This window comes from Pradoshia sp. Z6_59 (assembly GCF_058267515.1).
The window spans coordinates 288,938-308,372 of sequence record NZ_JBZCPP010000002.1; the positions used below are offsets into that span (position 1 = coordinate 288,938).

A 19,435-nucleotide genomic window follows, 5' to 3' on the forward strand; every position below is an offset into this window, starting at 1 on the left:
AGCGTTTTCTCCGAGAGCTTCATTTTACGAGCTTTTAAAACCTAAAAAGAAGAACTCAGAGATATTAATCATTGAGTTCTTCTTTTTTAAAAAAAGGAGAATTCTATAAAAGTTTCAACTTTGAAGATGTTGCAACGAATTACATTTCCTGAGATAGTTCTCACCATATTCTTTAATCGAATTAACAGAAATAATTTATCACTTATTCAAATCATTTTACAATTCAAATAACATTAAAATGGATATGTATACGTTTTTGTGTATGCGTAAGTAAATAAAAACACTGCTAAAAAAAGCGATGTTTTTTCCTAAACTCATTTGAAAGTTTCTTTTAAAGCCGTTTCATAGTCAGCCGCCTGGTCAAGGGTTAAACTTTTAGATAATCGAAGAAGAACGTTATTCTCCACATACGAATATTCCGTCAGAAGTCCGCCCATTTCTTTCGTTACAGTTTCAATATATTCTTTACGTTTCTCAGCATCTTCATTAGTTTCGAACATTTCTATACTTCCACCGTTATCCACTCCAAATGACTCCCGAATGGATTGTTTTACTTCCGCTTCGTTGGATCTTTCCTCCACCGGTTCTTGACGGCTGCACCACTCCTGCATTTAGTTTTGCAAATTCAATGGATTCTCCGCTTGTTAAATCAAGTTCACGAAGGATGCGCTGATGCCAATAGCTCGCCCAGCCTTCTTTCTGCTAAGAATCTCCATTAATGGCGCTATTCATAAACAGTATTGCTAAAAAAGAGGATACTTTTTAATCTTCGTTATTCCGTTAACGCCCCCAATAGAAAAGAACTTACACCACTTATGTTAGCTTTATGAATTACCACAATAATTTATTGTTGAAAGGAAGAATTAATTGTTGTAGTAAAGAGGGTCATTTGTAGTATCAAAAGAGGATAGATAAAACAAATATCATAATAGTTTTGAGTATGTGGTTTATCAATATTATTAATCAACATGGTTTTTGTTATGAAAGCAATAGCAGTGATTATGTCTATTAAAGTCGATAGTCCATTATCATATAGGAAAACAGGGATTATTGGACAAAAAAGTATATCATTTTCAACGCAGTGTTAATACGATCGAATGCCACGAATACAAATAAAAGATACGCTATCCTAAAAACACAACCAATCTTCACTGAATTTTTTATGATTCTAGTATACTTGTAATTTTTTATTTTTGAATGTTTTTATATCGATAAGATAAAGGTATTGAAATTTTATTGACTATTTAAAATAGTATTGATATAGTTTTTAAAAAAAGATATACCTTGTATAAATTCAAGAATACGGCTTGAAAGTTTCTACCAGCTACCGATAAATAGCTGACTACAAGGAATGGGAAAATAATATATTTTTATTCCATTTTGTAGAAAAACTTTGGCCAAATTGTGGTTAAAGTTTTTTATATTTTTAGGGAAAAAAATTATTGATAAAATGGTAGTTATACTTATTTCCGTTCAATCTTTGAACTAGTAATTAGGAGCTTACAACATGAAAAACTTTTTTAAATTTGCAGAACGGGGTACTTCCTATAAAACGGAAACACTCGCAGGGATTACGACCTTCTTATCGATTGCCTATATTTTAATCGTCAATCCAATTATCCTAAGTCAATCGGGAATGGATCAAGGGGCTGTATTCACGGCAACTGCGCTTACTGCCATCATCGGCACAGTGCTGATGGGCTTACTGGCGAACTTCCCAATCGCCATTGCACCGAGTATGGGATTAAACTCATTTTTTACGTTCTCAGTATGTATCGGGATGGGTATTGATTGGCAAGTTACCTTAACAGGCGTTTTCGTTGCCAGCATCATTTTTATGCTATTAAGTTTATTTAAAATTCGAGAGAAGATTATTAATATTATTCCAATCGATTTAAAATATGCTATCGCTTCGGGTATTGGGTTCTTCATCACATTTGTCGGATTAAAAAATGGTGGCATTGTAGTCGGCAACCCAGATACATTTGTGTCGATTGGTGATTTAACATCGCCGATGACACTACTAGCCGTTCTAGGTCTTATTATTACGATCATTATGTTAGTACGTGGCATCAATGGCGGCATTTTCTACGGCATGGTGATTACAACAATTGTTGGTATGACTTTCGGATTAATCGATGTACCTGTATCGATTGTTGGCAGTATCCCAAGCATTGAACCAACATTTGGCGTTGTGTTTGGTCATTTAGATGAGATTTTCACACCAGAAATCCTAACAGTTATTTTCACGTTCTTAATTGTCGCGTTCTTTGATACAGCAGGTGCATTAATTGGACTAACAAGTCAAGCAGGCATGATGAAAGACAATAAGATTCCGAATATCGGTAAAGGCTTACTTGCCGATTCGGCTGCGGGTGTAATTGGTGCTATTTTAGGTACATCAACACCTGCAACAAGCGTTGAATCTTCTGCTGGTATTGCTGTCGGCGGAAAAACAGGCTTTACATCTGTCGTAACTGCCGCTTGTTTTGTCGTTGCGTTATTCTTCTCACCACTTGTTAACGTTATTTCAGTGGAAGTGACATCAGCTGCATTAATAATTGTAGGAGCACTAATGGCTATGGAAATCCGTCGAATCAATTGGACGAAGTTAGAGATTGTGATTCCATCATTTTTAACAATTATTATGATGCCGCTAACTTCTAGTGTGGTTATCGGGATTGGGTTAGGTTTTATTCTTTATCCAATTTGTTTAGTCGCACAAAAGCGTGCTAAAGAAGTACATCCAATTATGTATGTGCTTTGTCTGTTATTTCTTTTATACTTTGCGTTTATCATATAGGAACGAGCATTCGAGATGAAGGAAACTTTTATTACGTTATTAAATATTTAATGTTCATATACTTCAACCCTCTTAATTGAACTTTGCTATGATACCGAATAACCAAAAAGAAGCCAATCCCCGATTGGCTTCTTCTTATCACTCACACATACTTCCTACTCACACTCTTCCCATCATAACTAAACAAAATCCCCTTACCTTCCGACACCGTTTCAATATGAACCGTACGCCCCCATAAATAATGCATATGCGGCAAAACTTTCTCCAAGTATTTCACATCCAGCTCAATATCTTCATACCAATGTTTCAGATAAAGCTCCCCATTTTTCAAATAGTCACCATCGTTTACCGTAATGTATGGAAATCCTCCATTGACCCGCATACCAACAAGCTGATCACGTACTTCTTTCCATCCCTTATCCACGATTTTATAATCGCGGCCTTTTTTCTGGAACAAATACATATCTTCGCGCATGACTAAATCCTTTGTGAGGTAATTGCGGAGGAAGGAAATGTCCGATTCAATCTCCCGTACCTCAAACATTTTTTCACGGCCTGAATTTGGTTTAACCCCGTGCCTTATCATTTCTTCATCAGGATTGTTATATCGCTCTTCAATATCCTCAAACATCTTAATGCCCAAATAATACGGATTAATACCTGTTCGTGACGGCTGCACCACAGCCGCATTCAATTTCGCAAATTCAATCGATTCCCCGCTTGTTAAATCAAGTCCGCGGAGGATGCGTTGGTGCCAATAGCTTGCCCAGCCTTCCTTCTCCTAAGGATCTTCATTAATGAAGCTATTCATAAGCAGTATTGCTAAAAAAGAGGATACTTTTAAGCTTTGTTATTCCGTTAACGCCCCCATTTGTTAAATAAGGATAAAGTCTTTATTGACCTAAATCCACCCCATATTAACCGTATCATCATGAAAGAATTCAATAACATATTTCTATGTAAGACAATAAATATATAAAACATTTCCTAACCAAACAATATCCTCAATATTACTTAATAATTCTCTAGTCAATTTAGTTTTTACACATGGATAACTATCGTATCCCCAAAAGATATATATAGGAATTGAAGTATCAAATCCTTTACAAATGAGAAAGTATGGAATGCTCTTTATTTCTTGGTCATTTACTTCAACTCGGTTAACAATAGGCTTTTCCCAGTCAATTCTGATCCAAAAAGCAATCGGGAAATTTTCAGAGAAATCTTCTACAATTGAATGACTGTTATTAGAACCTAGAATTTCAAATACTTCCGTATTCACAAACTTGGTTTTTTCATACATTATTTAATATTATTAGTTATCCTTTAATCTGTTCCACAATAGTATTAAAATCCTTCTTGTACGCGTTGCCCTTCAAAGGATATAAACCCTCACTAGTGATTTTTACTATTGTTATGTAAATAAAATAAAAAACGGTTTCCTGGTCTGGAATCCATTTTTGTAGTTGACCATATGGTGTTACCGATTCGTTTCTCTCTTTTACGTAAAGAAGATAAACAATTACTATTCACTGTCTCAGATGATATAAAAAATTCTTAAAGATAGAGGTGAGATTGATTGTTTTTTTCTTCTAGAAATAATGACTTAAATAATATATTGTATACCTAAAACAATGAAAGCCCTACCTCTCTTTCATCCTTACGGCTCCTTGTCCGTGCCAGTGTGAATCAGGATTGCAAAAATCAAGTGACTATTTTATCGAGTTATTTGATGAAACTTCAAACGTTCATAAAAGAAATTTAAATAATAAAAATGGATTAGATTGTAGAGATTACAAAAGAGGTTAATGCTCTAAAGGTGAGTTGGAGAAGTTGAATGTCTTTGAAAAGATTTATTTTTAATAATAAACATATTTCCAAAAAATCAGGATATTTTTGAAGGAAATGTAATCAATTTCTTAAATTAACCTTAACAGAAACTTTTTATTTGATTTTCAGTAATACCTTTAATTAATCCCAGTTCACTAATCAAAAATTCATGTGCGTTATCTAACATTTTTTTTTCGCTTGTATTGAGTGCTTTTTCTTTCTTCATACGCATTAAATCACGTACAACTTCAGTACATTCTTGTATTTTACCTGTTTTTATTTTGTCCGTGTTCACTTTATACCTTTGTTTCCACGGCAGTAATCTATCTGATTCTCCATGATGAAAGATGTTTATGATGTGTTTTAATGCAATTATGTCAGTAACAGGGCGTATACTTGAGCTCTTACCAGTAGGAATCATGACTTGCATATTACCGATTAACATTTTTATGACATAATACTGTTGTTTTTCCTCTGAGATTTCCTTTTCTTCTATGGCTCTAATTATACCTACTCCATGCATTGGATAAACAATGTTATCGCCAATTTGAAACAAATAATCCACCTCCATATATGGTAACCTTCTTAACCTTACCATATATATTATTTTTTAGCAAATATTTAATAATATCATAAATTATTTTTTGTTGTCAACTACTTTTTTCTTAAAGATCAGAAAAAGCACAAACAATAGGAATCGTATCGGATTACCAATAAGGGAAGGTTGATTTTCCCGCGTATATCCTGAAACCTCTACTAACCTTAATATTATTATTCTTTATAAAACCTTGTTCAATTTGATATATGACGCTTGTCACCCCAAGGAAAAAGGCTATAAGGCCATAAAAAAAATAAACACTCGAATCATCTGATTTCCCTTGCAACTTATACGACAGTGAAATTATTAGTAAGATACCAAATGAGATAGACCCTCTATATAATCCCTTTAAAAACAACTGCAACATAAAATCCCCTTTCCTGGTATTTCCTATTATTAATTATATACGACGGATACTAGTTTGAAGTTTCAGAAAATTTTTCATTCCGCTAACCTACCCCGTTTTTACAATAAGAAATTCAACACAAAAAGGCATTAATCCTTCTTGGATCAACGCCCCCGTTATTTCTATAAGGAAAAGTGAACCTTTTTAAACAATCGTGCCCGTTTTTTGCATCGGCTTTTTATTTTTAATCATTTAAACCAACCCTTACGCCAAAACCATAACAACATTACAGAGCCAACTGATACCATAACTCCCAGCACTCCAAAATATCCCCATTGCAAGGTAAGTTCTGGCATATATTTAAAATTCATCCCATATATACTGGCAATAAACGTTAAAGGAATGAAAACTGATGTCATAACAGTTAGTGTTTTCATAATTCTGTTCATTCGGTTTGAATTTAGTGAAATATAGTTGTCTCGTATATCTGCCGTCATTTCTCGATTAGACTCAATCATTTCAGAAAGTCTCAATAAATGGTCGTATATATCCATAAAATAGACTCGATCATCTTTTGGGACTATCACTCTCTCCGAATTTAAAATTCTATACAGCAATTCTCTCATCGGAAAAATTGTGCGTCTTAACTTAAGTAACTGGTTTCTTATTTCATAAACATTTTCAATTAAATCTTGATTTGTTTTATTCATTTCTATTTCATTCAATTTATCTTCACATTTATAAATACTTGGAAAATACTCATCTACAATTTTATCCATTATTGAATAAAAAATGTGTAGAACCCCTTTATTAATAGTATTTTTATCCTCCATTACCCTTTTTCGAACCATTCCTATTTCACTTAAAGGTGATGAATGGAAAGTAACTATAAAATTGTGTCCGACAAATATATCTAATTCTTCAGGTACAAGGGAGTATTGGTTTAAAGTGTGTAGAACAAAAAAATTATACCCATCATAATAATCAAGTTTTGGACGTTGTAGAGAATGTAAGCAGTCTTCAATTGCAAGTGGATGCAAATCAAAATGAGTTTGTAAAAGGAGTGCTTCTCTATCACTAGGTGTATCGAAATCTACCCAAAACCATTTAATATCAGAATCATCTAAACGTTTTAATGGTATATCAGTTATTAGTTTTAAATCGTTTGTTACGGCAAAAGTATGAATCATATGTATCGCTTCCTCTTTTATTTGTAAATTAAACACTACCACTTTGTGTCAGATACAAATTATTAATAACATAAAGAATTGGTCTAATATATTATAACTCCTTATGCAACTATCCTGCCCTTCGTATTATTAGGTTGACCAAGTTAATTGGTTGACCTTTTTCTTTGAGGTCTAGAATACTAGAGGTAGCTGGGGTAGAACGAAAGCCCCCCGTGGGAAAGTTAATCCCGACAACTAAACCGTTCCCCCCTACTTATAGAAACATGATTGAAGCTGGTTGGGACCCAGATCTCGCATAACAAGCGAAGCTATGACACTATAAGGAGCCATTTAGGGGTTACCAGCTAATTCATTGATGAGGAGGAGATACTCATCAATCCAATCATTGGTCTGGATGTCGCAAAAGGTGAAAGTCAGGTTCAAGCATTCTTGGAGAAAAAGAAGCCTTACAAAAAGAGCTTTAAAGTCGCACATACACTGGATGGCTTAGATGAACTTCATACATTTATTAAAGAGGTAGAAGAATTAACAGAAACAAGACCTCCCATAGTTTTAGAGTCTACTGGCATTATGTGCCTGTTGTACAGTATTTTGAAAAACTAGGGTATCTGTTAATCATTGCGAATTCACTCAATTCATACAAAGCGAAAAGTTCGAGTTTACGTAAAGTAAAAACAGATATAATCGATGCCGTTTGTCTTTTTCCGTTAACCTTCCCCTTTAATAAAAAAGCGATTGCCCTCATTTTGCAATCTACCCTGAGAGTATAAGTTTATTAACGATTAATTTGTGAAAAATATGATAATATGATTATAAAATATAGTTTGGAGGGGTTAATTTATGGAAATATTAGATTTCTTAGGGATTATTCCTATCATAATATATTTAGGAATTCTCATTTTTGCTATTTATGTTACAAGTACTTTCATAAAGTTAATGAAACAAAAAAATGATTATCTAAAGGACATTCGTGACGAAATCAGGAAGAATAATAGTGTCAATTAGTTTCAACCATTGTTCCACTCCCAATTTTAATAGTAGAAGATTGAATACCGTCAATGGCGGTATTTTTTATCTTATGCGATGCCTCTCAAGGTGTTTATAGATGATTCTGCTATTGCCATTGATAGTTTAAATTACGTTGTTTCACATATTTAACCACACTGTTCATTTATTGCAGGAATGGTGCCCCCGTTAGCAGCATAAAAAGATACCATCCATTTGACAATCTTGATCTTCTGCTATTGCTTCCATTTAAGGATTTTCAAAAAACCCTGATTTCTCGCTAATCAGGGTTTTTGTATGAACAAGGATAAAGTCCTTTATGGATTCTGTCTTCGGATTTACATGAAATTTCCCTTGCTATTATTTAATATTTTATTCTTTTATTGTTTTTAATAAGCGAAGTCCATTTAGAATAACAAGAATAGTACTTCCTTCATGACCAATTACCCCTAAAGGTAAACTGATTGTTTGTAAAAAGTTGGAGCAAATTAACAACACTATTACAATTATAGAGAATATGACATTTTGTTTTATAATCTTAATCATTTTTCTTGATAGAAGAACAGCTTCTGCAATAAGAGATAAATTATTCTTCATCAATACTACATCAGCTGTTTCAAGTGCTACATCCGTTCCTTCACCCATGGCAATACCAATCGAAGCTGTCGCTAATGCAGGTGCATCATTAATACCGTCTCCAACCATTGCTACTGTTCCGTACTTTTCTTTTAATTTTTTCAGTTCATCTACTTTCGTCTCTGGTAAACATTCTGCGACAAATCCATCTACATGACTTTCCCTTGCAATTGCTTGCGCTGTCGCTTTACTATCTCCTGTTAACATAAATGTATATACACCAACAGATTTCAATTTTTTAATCGCATCTAAAGTTTCTTGTCGAACAGTATCTTTTAACGTTATTAGACCTGCAATCCCTTTATGATCACTGGCAAATACAATTGTTTTGCCCTCGGCCGCCAATTGTTTTGCTATACCATTTTGAAAAGTAGCGGCTAATTCTGCTCCAACAAAATCTGCTTTACCAACCTTCCATTCAGTTCCCTGCAAGATTGCTTTTGCCCCAAACCCTGATATGTCCTCTGATGTTTCAGGTTTAATAAATGATAAATCACTATTGTCTGAAGCATATTTCACAATAGATTGTGCTAATGGATGATAAGAGTATTTTTCAACAGACGCCACGTACTGAAGAAAATTTTCTTTCGTAAAATCTTCTCTGAATAACACATCTGTCACTTCTGGCTTGCCTTTAGTTAATGTTCCTGTTTTATCGAGAGCAATAGCTTTTAAATTACCTAAGTTCTCTAAGTGAATGCCCCCTTTGAATAAAATCCCTCTTTTTGCACCATTTGAAATAGCTGATAGTGTAGCTGGCATAACAGAAGCTGCCAATGCACAAGGAGATGCCACAACTAAGAGAACCATTGCACGATAAATAGTTTCATTCCAGCTCCATCCTAAAATAAAATGAGGTAAAAATAACATCAATACCACGACAATTAGTACAATATTCACATACGTACCTTCAAATTTTTCAATAAACAATTGTGAAGGAGATTTTTCACTTTGCGCTGATTGCACCAATTGAATGATTTTCTGAAATAGCGTTTCTTCCTGTGGTTTTGTAATTCCAACCGTAATCGTTCCTCGAAGATTAACAGTACCAGCAAACACTTCGTCTTGAACTTTTTTACTAACTGGAATAGACTCACCTGTTATTGCTGCTTCATCAATATTTGTAGTACCTTGAATAATAGTACCATCTGATGGAACTCGTTCACCCGCTTTAATTAAGATGTGATCTCCTAATTTCAAATCAGCGACTTTAACTATGGATTCATTTCCTTGATGATCGATTAATAGCGCTTCTTCAGGTTGTAAATCCATTAAGGCTGATATTTCTTTATGACTCTTATTCATCGTGTATGTCTCAAGTGCACCACTTAAAGAGAAGATAAAGATTAATATTGCTCCTTCTACCCAGTAGCCAATCATAGCTGAGCCAATTGCAGCAAATATCATCAAAATTTCAACATTCAATTTTTTGGTTTCAATCGTATCCGTTATACCTTCTTTTGCTTTAGCAAACCCACCGATACCAAAAGCTAACAAATAAGTAATTATAGATATTGTCTCCAAATCATTTTTAGATAATATCCACCCGAATAAAATAACCAGACCACTTATTAACGCTGCAATTAATTCAATATGTTCTTGAACCTTACTCCATACAGAAATATGCGTCGTATTAGTGGAAGCCATTTTAATCCTCTCCTTTATGAGCTAAATCACTATAAAGAAATAATAATTTTTTATTGTTTTTATCTTTAATTCAAGCATAGCAACGTCATAATCAAAAGTCAATCTAATTGAGAAAATGAATATCTAATTGAGAATAATTGTTGATTATAATAGTGATAATATTATAAATGATAATCATTATTATTAATAATGATTATCATTTATAACCAAAATTTTTAGATGGAAAGCTTGTTTTATAATACCTTTATATATTCAAATTATTTGTTTCTTCAGAATAACTTATTGAAATTAGGTGTGATATGGTATTTAAGCAACAATATGTAGTACATTCTATATGTAATCAATGAAAGGTGTTTAGGAGATAAGTGACTGTATCAAAAAAACAAAAGCTAAACAATCCCTTACAAATAAGCTGTTTTAAATTAGGGATTATTCTAGCACTGTGCTATACTTAGCCTACCATTTGCTATACTAGTTTCATTCGTTTGTTGTCTAAGCTCTATTCATTTCTTGAATAGGGCTTTTTTTATGTCCAAATTGATTTAAAAGCAAAAAAGACCCTACATATGCAGGGTCTTTCATTAGCTCTTATTAAGCTTTTTGAACGTTTGTAGCTTGTGGGCCACGTTGTCCTTGTTCTACTTCAAACGTTACGCTTTGACCTTCGTCTAAAGATTTGAAACCTTCGCTTTGGATAGCTGAGAAATGTACGAATACGTCTTCTCCGCCTTCACGTTCGATAAATCCAAAACCTTTTTCTGCATTAAACCATTTCACTTTACCTTGTTCCATAATTGTTGCCTCCTAGTGTGGATATCCACACAATGTGTTACTATCCTTGCTCAAACACCTTAGACGAAAATCAAAATCGCTTCTCAATCTGAAACCGAACAAAAATAATTCTTCTTAAGAATAACAGTTAAATTTTAAAATAGCAAATAATAAGACGGACATTGCGTTGGAATAGGGTTAGTTAGTGCCATATGTATGTGGATTACACATTCCAAAGAGTTGCAAATTACAGAAATCATTGACCAAATAAGTGCTATTCACTTTCACAAATGCTTTGAACTTATTGAAGAAGAATGGGATTTAATAAAACCCAAATGCCTTCTTATTCTATAACCCCTATTGTGCATAACAAAGTAAGGGGAACCGATCCATTCGGCACCCCTTTCCCTTCTATACATATTTCCGACTCACACTCTTCCCATCATAACTAAACAAAATCTCCTTACCTTCCAACACGGTTTCTATATGAACTGTACGCCCCCATAAATAATGTAAATTCGGCAAGACTTTCTCCAGGTACTTCACATCGAGCTCTATATCTTCAAACCAATGTTTCAAATAAAGTTCTCCATTTTTCAGATAGTCTCCATCATTCACCGTAATGTATGGGAAGCCACCGTTAACCCGCATACCAACGAGCTGATCACGTACTTCTTTCCATCCCTTATCCACGATTTTATAATCGCGACCTTTTTTCTGGAACAGATACATATCTTCGCGCATGACTAAATCCTTTGTGAGGTAATTACGGAGGAATGAGATATCCGATTCAATCTCCCGCACTTCAAACATTTTCTCACGGCCTGAATTTGGCTTAACCCCGTGCCTTATCATTTCTTCATCAGGATTGTTATATCGCTCTTCAATATCCTCAAACATCTTAATGCCCAAATAATACGGATTAATACCTGTTCGTGACGGCTGCACCACAGCCGCATTCAATTTCGCAAATTCAATCGATTCCCCGCTTGTTAAATCAAGTCCGCGGAGGATGCGTTGGTGCCAATAGCTTGCCCAGCCTTCCTTCTCCTAAGGATCTTCATTAATGAAGCTATTCATAAACAGTATTGCTAAAAAAGAGGCTACTTTTAAGCTTCGTTATTCCGTTAACGCCCCCGTTAGTTCAATAAGGAAAAGAGAAGCAATCTTATTCAACAATTGCGCCTTTTAATTGAATAACAATCAGCTTTTAAGCTCATTTTCTAATTTGTCTAAGAAAGTATTTTTTTATTTTCAGCACCGTAACGGAGGCTAGCGCTTTCTATTTCAATAATCAACTTTTAACAGAGCTGTTAATTTTAATAAAAAAACCTACGTTTAAGTAACGTAAGTTTGATTAACTATTAATTTTGCTGAATTTTATATTTGAAAATAAAAATCGAAAGACTAAAAAGGACAGCTGCATAAACTACCACAACATATAAATGGGGAAACATTGCGCTAAAGTCTTCTGCCACAATTGCTCGAACTAAATCAACAGCGTGGACGAATGGCAGGGCATAAGCGACTTTTTCAAAAGCTCCCCCAACTAACGATAAATCTAACCATGCGCCAGATAAAAATGCTGTTAAGTTAGTTAATAAAGCTCCGCATAAGCCTACTGCTGCCTTTTCGTTAAATAAGGAGCCACATAACAGTCCGATTCCTATGAAAATAGTAGATGTAATGAGTAAGGCAATAAATGCAAATACATGGTTGAAAGATAGCTCCAAACCTAAAAAGTAAGCGGTTATAAAACAAGTAATACTTTGAAGCACAGCAAATATCCCTAAAGGAAGCGTATATCCAATAATAAAATCACTTGCTTTCATAGGAGTAGTTAGCAATCTTATTAAATAAGAAGTAGAACGGTCTTTTCCTAACGTTTGTGCTGCAAAGAAAGCAATGAAAGAAAGGCTAAATACTGCGATGCCAGGTGTCAAATGTTCAATATTAAAAAGTGCTTCTGGAACATTGCGATTAATCGCAGTTAAAATCATAAGTAAAATGATTGGAAAGACTATACCAAAAAATAATGAAATCGGGTCACGTACAATTTCTTTCGTACAACGTCCAGCAAATGCCAATGCCCTCATTATAATTCGCCTCCTGTTACGAAATGCACAAATGCATCCTCAAAGTTTTCTTTACTTGCTGTTGTAAGGAGCTCGTCTACTGTACCTAGTGCCTTTATTTCGCCATCCCTCATAATACAAATGCGATCACACAATGCTTCCGCTTCTTCTAAATAGTGCGTCGTAAGTACAATTGTAGTCGTCTCTCTCAGTTTATTAATCATTGCCCATAGTTCCTGACGGCTAATAATATCTAACCCTAATGTAGGTTCATCTAAAAATAAAATTTTTGGATCTGCAATGAGAGCCATGGCAATACTTAACTTTCGTTGCCAACCACCGGATAATTTTTTACCGCGTTGATGTTCGTAAGGCTGTAGTGAAAACTGGCTAATTAAAGCCTCCGTTTTTTCAATGGACTCATCCTTCGAAAAGCCGTGAATGCGTGCCATTAATAATAAATTTTCGCGCACAGATAAATTTGGTGCAATGGACGTTTCCTGAGGTGAGACAGCGAGTAATCCCCGAATACTTGGCAACTCTTTACTAAGCGAATGCCCAAGTACAAGCGCATCTCCTGAAGTCGGTTTGGCAAGGCCACTTAACATATTGATAACTGTCGTTTTACCAGCACCATTTACTCCAAGGAGTCCGAATAGTTCACCTTGGTTAATCGTAAGTGTCATCGGAGAAACGGCAACTTTTTCTTTAAAGCGTTTTGATAAACCTTGAAGTTCAATTGCAGCACTCATTAATTTATTCCTCCTCTTTTTGATGATTTTTCACCATATTTAAAAACTGTTTAATCATTTTTTCAGGTGCTAACGCCAACCCACGATCCTCATCCCCTATAATAACGATTGAATCACCTGGGTTAATTTGAAAAATTTCACGGGCTTTTTTGGGAATTACAATTTGACCACGTTCTCCTACTGTTGCTGTCCCAAAAAAATGCTGGCCTTTGGGTGGAATATCTATACCCATTTCTTCTGGGTTATGGTTTACTAACGCATCTAAGGTTACTCCGAAGAAATTGGCAATATTCATACTATGGTGTAAATCTGGTGTCGATTCGCCTTTTTCCCATTTTGCAATTACTTGACGTGAAACATTTAATTCTTGGGCTAATTGCTCCTGAGTTAGATTATGACGTTTTCTCATCGAGCATAAATTCATATTAATCATACTTTTCATCCTCTCATATGTAATTATAAATACTATTTTAGTAGTAAATCTACCAACGGAGTATAACATTAATGTTATTATTCGTAGCAAAATGTAAAATGAAAATAGATGTGAATGATAAACCCCACATTCTAACAAACCGTAAAATTTTTAAGACCTTAGCTCTGTTAAAATTGAATGTTAAGAAAAAGAAGGATAGCCTCCTTTACGGCTATCTACAATTATTTAATAAGAAAATTAAATCTACTACTAATTACCACTTAAAATCTTCTCTCATTTTTCAACGTTGAAATTTAACATATCCTAATTAAAATATCTACCTGAGATGCTGACTAAACAGCATCTCAGGTAGATATTTTATAATTCCGCACTTACTTATGATACGGTTTCACCTGATGTAATACTATACAAGTAAATATTTACTTGACTATATGGCCCGATTGTTGAACATAAGTTTAATATCGATCTTCAACTAACCTGCCCCGTTTGTTCCATAAGAAATTCAACACAAAAAGGCATTAATCCTTCTTCCTGGATCAATGCCCCGTTAGTTTAAGTATACTTATTCACAATAATAGCAACTACCTTTAGAAATGATATTTGTATTTATATTTCACTAATTATATGTCCGTCATTATCTAAGAAGTCTATATTTATGTTAGAAAAGTTTTTTGGTTTATTGTTCATTAAAATCCAAACGCTCATTTTATCATTGAGCCTAACAATATCCGCTTCTATTCCGTTCACTTTTAAGGTCTTCGTTTCAGCCACTATATCTTTTGGTATGACCCCGTGCAAAAGGATATCTCCATCAACAATACTTGTATAGGAAGAATCTCTATCCTCATCGTGAGAATAATAGGTTGGTTTCCAACCGAATATCCCTTTTTCAAACCGTACTAATGAAACAGTATTTCCAACTTCAAATGGCACAAATGTAGAATTCCCAATTCGGTAAAATTCTTTATCACCAATTTCAGTTCCAACAAATTCATTCTTAAACTTTTCAAATGCTTCATCGACAGTTTTAGAACTTAGTTTTACACTCTCTATACTTGCAAATATCGCATATGTAACAATCATTGATATAACATAAAAAGTGATTGTTTTTGTCCGTTTCCCCAACTCATCTCTTCCCCCGTCTTATATTGTAACTCTTAAATACTTGAATTAACTTTATGTTATTTTCTCAGTTGCTCTTGTTAAACTAAACTGCCCCGATAGCTTAAAAGCGGATAACAAGGAGCGACAAGATACTAATAATGATCATCGAACTGATAAGTGTTGAAATATATTGTTTTGATTCTTTTATGTACTTCCACTCCAATATAGTTTGTAGCCCCATTAGTGCTGTGAAAAATAGAACCCAATTCCATTTTAGGATTGCATTAACCTCGTTTGTAAGAGCAAAAAAATAAGAAGACAAAAAGATAACTACTATTATCGTTCGTCCCCATCGATCAATCCTTTTTCCAGGGGTTTCCGAAATAAATTTTCTCTTTATACCTAAGTATTTTTCTATTAATTTTTCCACAAAAAAAACCACTAAAAATATAATAATAACAGTCGTCAACAGCTTCATAATTAACCCTCCCCATTTAAGACAATAATCCTATAATTCGGTATGTATGATAATAAATCCTTCTTGCACTAACCTGCCCTTAGCTGCAAAAGAAAGGCCGTCAATAGACAGTCTTTTCTATGCTAATATCTCTGTTAACTCAATAAGAATCCCTGAATTGAAACATAAAAAGCAAAACCAGAAACACCGATAGACATATAACCCCAAAATGCTTTTTTATCTTTTTGAAGCTCAATTAATCCCGTAGTCAACATTAAAAAACTTAGTACCATCATTAAATAAGGCATTAGTTACTATACCAAAAAATGATAATGCAAGAACACCTATCGATAAAATAATTCTTAATGTTTTTAGCATATTTCTCTCTCCTTACAACAAGTCATTTCCCCAAGTTTTTGTCTAGTCATATTCAATGCTATCTTGAGCTAACCTGCCCCGTTTGTTTAAGTACGTTTCTTCACAAACTTTAAGTACAAATCAAGAATCTAAGGTATTGCAGATATTATATGGGTTGTATTATAAAATCAAAAAATAAAATAGTAGCTAAAAGAGTAACAGCTTTATTTATATGAAATTACACCCCCTATACTTACTGGAGAACTGTTAAATTACTTCCTTTGTATGACTTTTCTCTCTTTTATCATATAAGTAAACTGCTGGTAACATTAATGCAACCAATCCCGTTAAGGTTTCTACAATTCCAGCAGTAATAAACAACGTATTTGGTCCTGTCGTATCTAGGAACCATCCTCCTGCTGCCTGTGCTAATGGCACCGCTCCTTGAGCAACAATCATATTAATACTTGATACACGCCCCATCACTTCTTCTGGAATAGTTTCCTGAAATATACTTGGGCCAATAGTGCTTACTACTGCTGTTGCTACACCAATGAAGCCGATAGCTGCAATTGCTTGCCAGTAATTTGTCGTTAATCCCAACAGTAATAACCCTAACCCTTGACAAGATATGGCTAACATATTAGCCTTTGGGCTTGGATTTTTAATAATAATAAAAGTTAAAATGAAAGAAACGACTAATCCCCCAGCTCCAAGAGCTGATTGCATCAATCCAAATTCCTTCTCATTTGCTTTGAATGACTCAGCTAAAAAAGGTAGTCCAACTTCCAGCATCCTAAAACTCATATTAGCAAAAAGCATGGTGATAATTAAGGTGAAAACTAAATGATTTTGGAGTACATATTTTACACCAAAAGCTAAATCCTCTTTGATAGAGTTTTTTTGTTCACGACTTTCTTTTTCCTTTATAATCGGCTTTAATTTTACAAAGTAAAGAGTTAATGCTGATACAATAAATGCAATCCCTATAACAAACACACACATTACTCCCTTATCTATGTGGTATAGAAATGCTCCCGTTATAGGTCCAATTAATGCTGTAATTTGCCATGTACCTGCTAATAAGCTATTAGATTGTACATAATGTTCTTTCGATACTACTCTCTGACGGATTGCAGTAACTGCTGGCCAATAAAAGGCATCTAGGACACCAAACACAAATCCTAATGTAAAAATAAAAAACATGTTCATACTATTTGTTACCATCAAAATAAATATGCCGAGCATTATCATAGCCCGTGATATATCTGAGATGAACATAATTTTTCTTCCATCGAAACGGTCGACAACTACCCCACCAAATAACATCAATACAATTCTTGGCACTCCAACTACTAATAAAAACATCCCCATCATAATTCCAGAGCCAGTTATCTCTTTAATCATCCAAGGAATAACAAAAAAATATATAGCATCGCCTAAAGCTGAAAAAACGTAACCTAGCCAATACATAAGAAAGTTTTTATTTTTGAATAGGCTTGCACTCTTATAATTTATAGATTCCCCCAACTTCATAACTCCCCCTTAGTTATAACAATACCAATTACAATATACAAATTTTCTTCTTGAGCTAACCTTCCCCCGTTTCTACAATAAGGATTTCAACAAAAGAGAGCATTAATCCTTCTTGGATCAATGCTTACGATAATTTAAGTACAATACTACTTTGATTGCTCTGTACTTAATTATTTGCTACTCTAGATCACTGACCACAAAAAAAGGAAAGCCGACTGTACGGCTCTCCTTTCCAACTCACACATATTTCCGACTCACACTCTTCCCATCATAGCTAAACAAAATCCCCTTGCCTTCCAACACCGTTTCCATATGAACCGTACGGCCCCATAAATAATGCATATGCGGCAAGACTTTCTCCAGGTATTTTACATCCAACTCAATATCTTCATACCAATGCTTCAGATAGAGCTCGCCATTTTTCAAATAGTCACCATCGTTTACCGTAATGTATGGAAATCCTCCATTGACCCGCATACCAACGAGCTGATCACGTACTTCTTTCCATCCCTTATCAACAATTTTATAATCGCGCCCTTTTTTCTGAAATAGATACATATCCTCGCGCATGACCAAATCCTTGGTGAGGTAATTGCGGAGGAAGGAAATATCAGATTCAATCTCCCGCACTTCAAACATTTTCTCACGGCCTGAATTTGGTTTAATCCCGCGCCTTTTCATCTCTTCGTCTGGGTTATTATACCGCTCTTCAATATCCTCAAACATCTTGATGCCCAAGTAATAAGGGTTAATGCCTGTTCGTGACGGCTGCACCACCCCTGCATTAAGCTTCGCAAATTCAATCGATTCCCCGCTCGTTAAATCAAGCTCACGGAGGATGCGTTGATGCCAGTAGCTCGCCCAGCCTTCGTTCATGATCTTAGTCTCTAGCTGAGGCCAAAAGTAGAGCATTTCTTCACGCATCATCGTGAGTATGTCTCGCTGCCAATCCTCTAGGTTACGGCTATATTGTTCAATGAATAAAAGAATATCCTTTTCTGGCTGAGGGGGAAATTTCTTTACCTTTGTTTTTTTCTTTTGCCCCTTTTCCTTGCTATCCAAGTTCCATAAATCATCGTACGGTGTAGTGAAGTGCGGAGAATCATCCTCTATCTCCTCTTCATCCATAGACCAATTTAATTGTGGACGAACAAGCGAAGGGTCAATATGTTCCTCAATCGCAAGGACTGAATCAAGAAACTTCTCAACCTCCAGCTTCCCATGCTCTATCTCATATTGCCTAACTCTTTCCGCAGTGGCAGACATACTTTCCACCATATCTCGCTTCGTATTTTTAAAACGGACATTATTCTTAAAGAAATCACAATGTGCCAGCACATGAGCCACAATTAATTTGTTTTGAATCAAGGAATTGGAATCTAATAAAAAGGCATAGCAAGGATCAGAATTTATGACTAGCTCGTAAATTTTGCTTAAACCCACGTCATATTGAAGCTTCATCTTGTGAAATTGTTTGCCGAAACTCCAATGAGAGTATCGAGTTGGCATTCCATATGCTCCAAAAGTATATATTATTTCACTTGGGCAGATTTCATATCTCATTGGGTAAAAATCGAGCCCAAATCCAACAGCGATTTCCGTTATTTCATCAATGGCATACTCCAAGTCTTTTTGCTCGTCTGCTCTCACCCATTCACCCCCCTCATTCTCTTACCTCATTAATATGAGGGGATGGGAAAATCATGTATAAAAACTCCTCAACTTCGCTATAAACAATCTGAGGAATGTAGTAAGAGACAGAATTGTCCCTAAGTTATGTTTTACAAATTACCTTTATGTAATAGCCTTCCCTAAAATCTAGCCTATATCTTACACATACTCGTCACTGCGTACATTAAATATAGAATAGAAACGTCAAATACGGATATTAGGAT

Annotated in this window: 15 protein-coding genes, 3 pseudogenes and 1 riboswitch; of the genes and pseudogenes, 1 reads left to right on the top strand and 17 read right to left on the bottom strand. The window is 34.7% G+C overall.

Annotation, left to right across the window (positions count from 1 at the left end; translation table 11 throughout):
- Positions 1-314: 314 nt before the first annotated feature.
- Both AC4D4B_RS03630 and AC4D4B_RS03635 read right to left on the bottom strand, forming a co-directional pair.
- Entirely contained in the window at positions 315-611 is a 297-nt protein-coding gene (locus tag AC4D4B_RS03630) for a hypothetical protein (protein WP_490999198.1), read from the bottom strand.
- Positions 583-696, bottom strand: a pseudogene (locus tag AC4D4B_RS03635) (SpoVR family protein); the annotation flags it as partial. The pseudogene AC4D4B_RS03635 and the gene AC4D4B_RS03630, both read right to left, overlap by 29 nt.
- Before the next feature lie 568 nt (positions 697-1,264).
- A riboswitch (purine riboswitch) is annotated at positions 1,265-1,365 on the top strand.
- A gap of 142 nt (positions 1,366-1,507) precedes the next feature.
- Between AC4D4B_RS03635 and AC4D4B_RS03640 the strand changes: the two are divergent.
- Positions 1,508-2,803, top strand: a complete 1,296-nt coding sequence (locus tag AC4D4B_RS03640; protein ID WP_490995667.1) for an NCS2 family permease — start codon at positions 1,508-1,510, stop codon at positions 2,801-2,803.
- A gap of 142 nt (positions 2,804-2,945) precedes the next feature.
- On the opposite strand, the pseudogene AC4D4B_RS03645 reads toward AC4D4B_RS03640, so the two are convergent.
- The 15 genes and pseudogenes from AC4D4B_RS03645 to AC4D4B_RS03715 form a co-directional block, all read right to left on the bottom strand.
- Positions 2,946-3,578: pseudogene (locus AC4D4B_RS03645) on the bottom strand (SpoVR family protein); the annotation flags it as partial.
- A 180-nt stretch (positions 3,579-3,758) separates the two neighbouring features.
- A complete protein-coding gene (locus AC4D4B_RS03650; protein WP_490999199.1) occupies positions 3,759-4,106 on the bottom strand; it encodes a CDI toxin immunity protein in 348 nt (115 codons plus the stop codon).
- 627 nt (positions 4,107-4,733) lie between these two features.
- On the bottom strand, positions 4,734-5,204 hold the full coding sequence (locus AC4D4B_RS03655) for a CarD family transcriptional regulator (protein WP_490995669.1): 471 nt from the start codon (positions 5,202-5,204) through the stop codon (positions 4,734-4,736).
- A gap of 621 nt (positions 5,205-5,825) precedes the next feature.
- The gene (corA, locus tag AC4D4B_RS03660; RefSeq protein WP_066102697.1) at positions 5,826-6,767 is read right to left on the bottom strand and encodes a magnesium/cobalt transporter CorA; all 942 of its coding nucleotides are present in this window, start codon (positions 6,765-6,767) and stop codon (positions 5,826-5,828) included.
- Positions 6,768-8,144: 1,377 nt separating this feature from the next.
- Positions 8,145-10,055, bottom strand: a complete 1,911-nt coding sequence (locus AC4D4B_RS03665) for a heavy metal translocating P-type ATPase (RefSeq protein ID WP_490996925.1) — start codon at positions 10,053-10,055, stop codon at positions 8,145-8,147.
- Positions 10,056-10,646: 591 nt separating this feature from the next.
- Positions 10,647-10,847: a cold-shock protein gene (locus tag AC4D4B_RS03670; protein WP_066102150.1), complete on the bottom strand. Its 201-nt coding sequence runs from the start codon at positions 10,845-10,847 to the stop codon at positions 10,647-10,649.
- 390 nt (positions 10,848-11,237) lie between these two features.
- A pseudogene (locus AC4D4B_RS03675) lies at positions 11,238-11,870 on the bottom strand (SpoVR family protein); the annotation flags it as partial.
- A 320-nt stretch (positions 11,871-12,190) separates the two neighbouring features.
- Positions 12,191-12,922, bottom strand: a complete 732-nt coding sequence (locus AC4D4B_RS03680) for an ABC transporter permease (protein ID WP_066108426.1) — start codon at positions 12,920-12,922, stop codon at positions 12,191-12,193.
- Positions 12,922-13,653 carry an ABC transporter ATP-binding protein gene (locus AC4D4B_RS03685; protein WP_066108428.1) on the bottom strand — a complete coding sequence of 244 codons (732 nt, stop codon included), beginning with the start codon at positions 13,651-13,653 and terminating at the stop codon, positions 12,922-12,924. The genes AC4D4B_RS03680 and AC4D4B_RS03685 overlap by 1 nt, the downstream gene beginning before the upstream one ends.
- Positions 13,654-13,657: 4 nt before the next feature.
- Positions 13,658-14,086, bottom strand: coding sequence for a helix-turn-helix domain-containing protein (locus AC4D4B_RS03690; protein ID WP_490996926.1), 429 nt, complete (start codon positions 14,084-14,086; stop codon positions 13,658-13,660).
- 606 nt (positions 14,087-14,692) lie between these two features.
- A complete protein-coding gene (locus tag AC4D4B_RS03695; protein WP_490558786.1) occupies positions 14,693-15,211 on the bottom strand; it encodes a hypothetical protein in 519 nt (172 codons plus the stop codon).
- A gap of 100 nt (positions 15,212-15,311) precedes the next feature.
- Positions 15,312-15,668 (bottom strand): DUF4181 domain-containing protein, encoded by a 357-nt coding sequence (locus tag AC4D4B_RS03700; protein WP_139892632.1) that lies wholly within the window; start codon positions 15,666-15,668, stop codon positions 15,312-15,314.
- 134 nt (positions 15,669-15,802) lie between these two features.
- Positions 15,803-15,955, bottom strand: coding sequence for a DUF3953 domain-containing protein (locus tag AC4D4B_RS03705; RefSeq protein ID WP_490996928.1), 153 nt, complete (start codon positions 15,953-15,955; stop codon positions 15,803-15,805).
- A gap of 316 nt (positions 15,956-16,271) precedes the next feature.
- On the bottom strand, positions 16,272-17,534 hold the full coding sequence (locus tag AC4D4B_RS03710) for an MFS transporter (protein ID WP_490999200.1): 1,263 nt from the start codon (positions 17,532-17,534) through the stop codon (positions 16,272-16,274).
- A gap of 243 nt (positions 17,535-17,777) precedes the next feature.
- Positions 17,778-19,190 (bottom strand): SpoVR family protein, encoded by a 1,413-nt coding sequence (locus AC4D4B_RS03715; protein WP_490999201.1) that lies wholly within the window; start codon positions 19,188-19,190, stop codon positions 17,778-17,780.
- Positions 19,191-19,435: the final 245 nt, after the last annotated feature.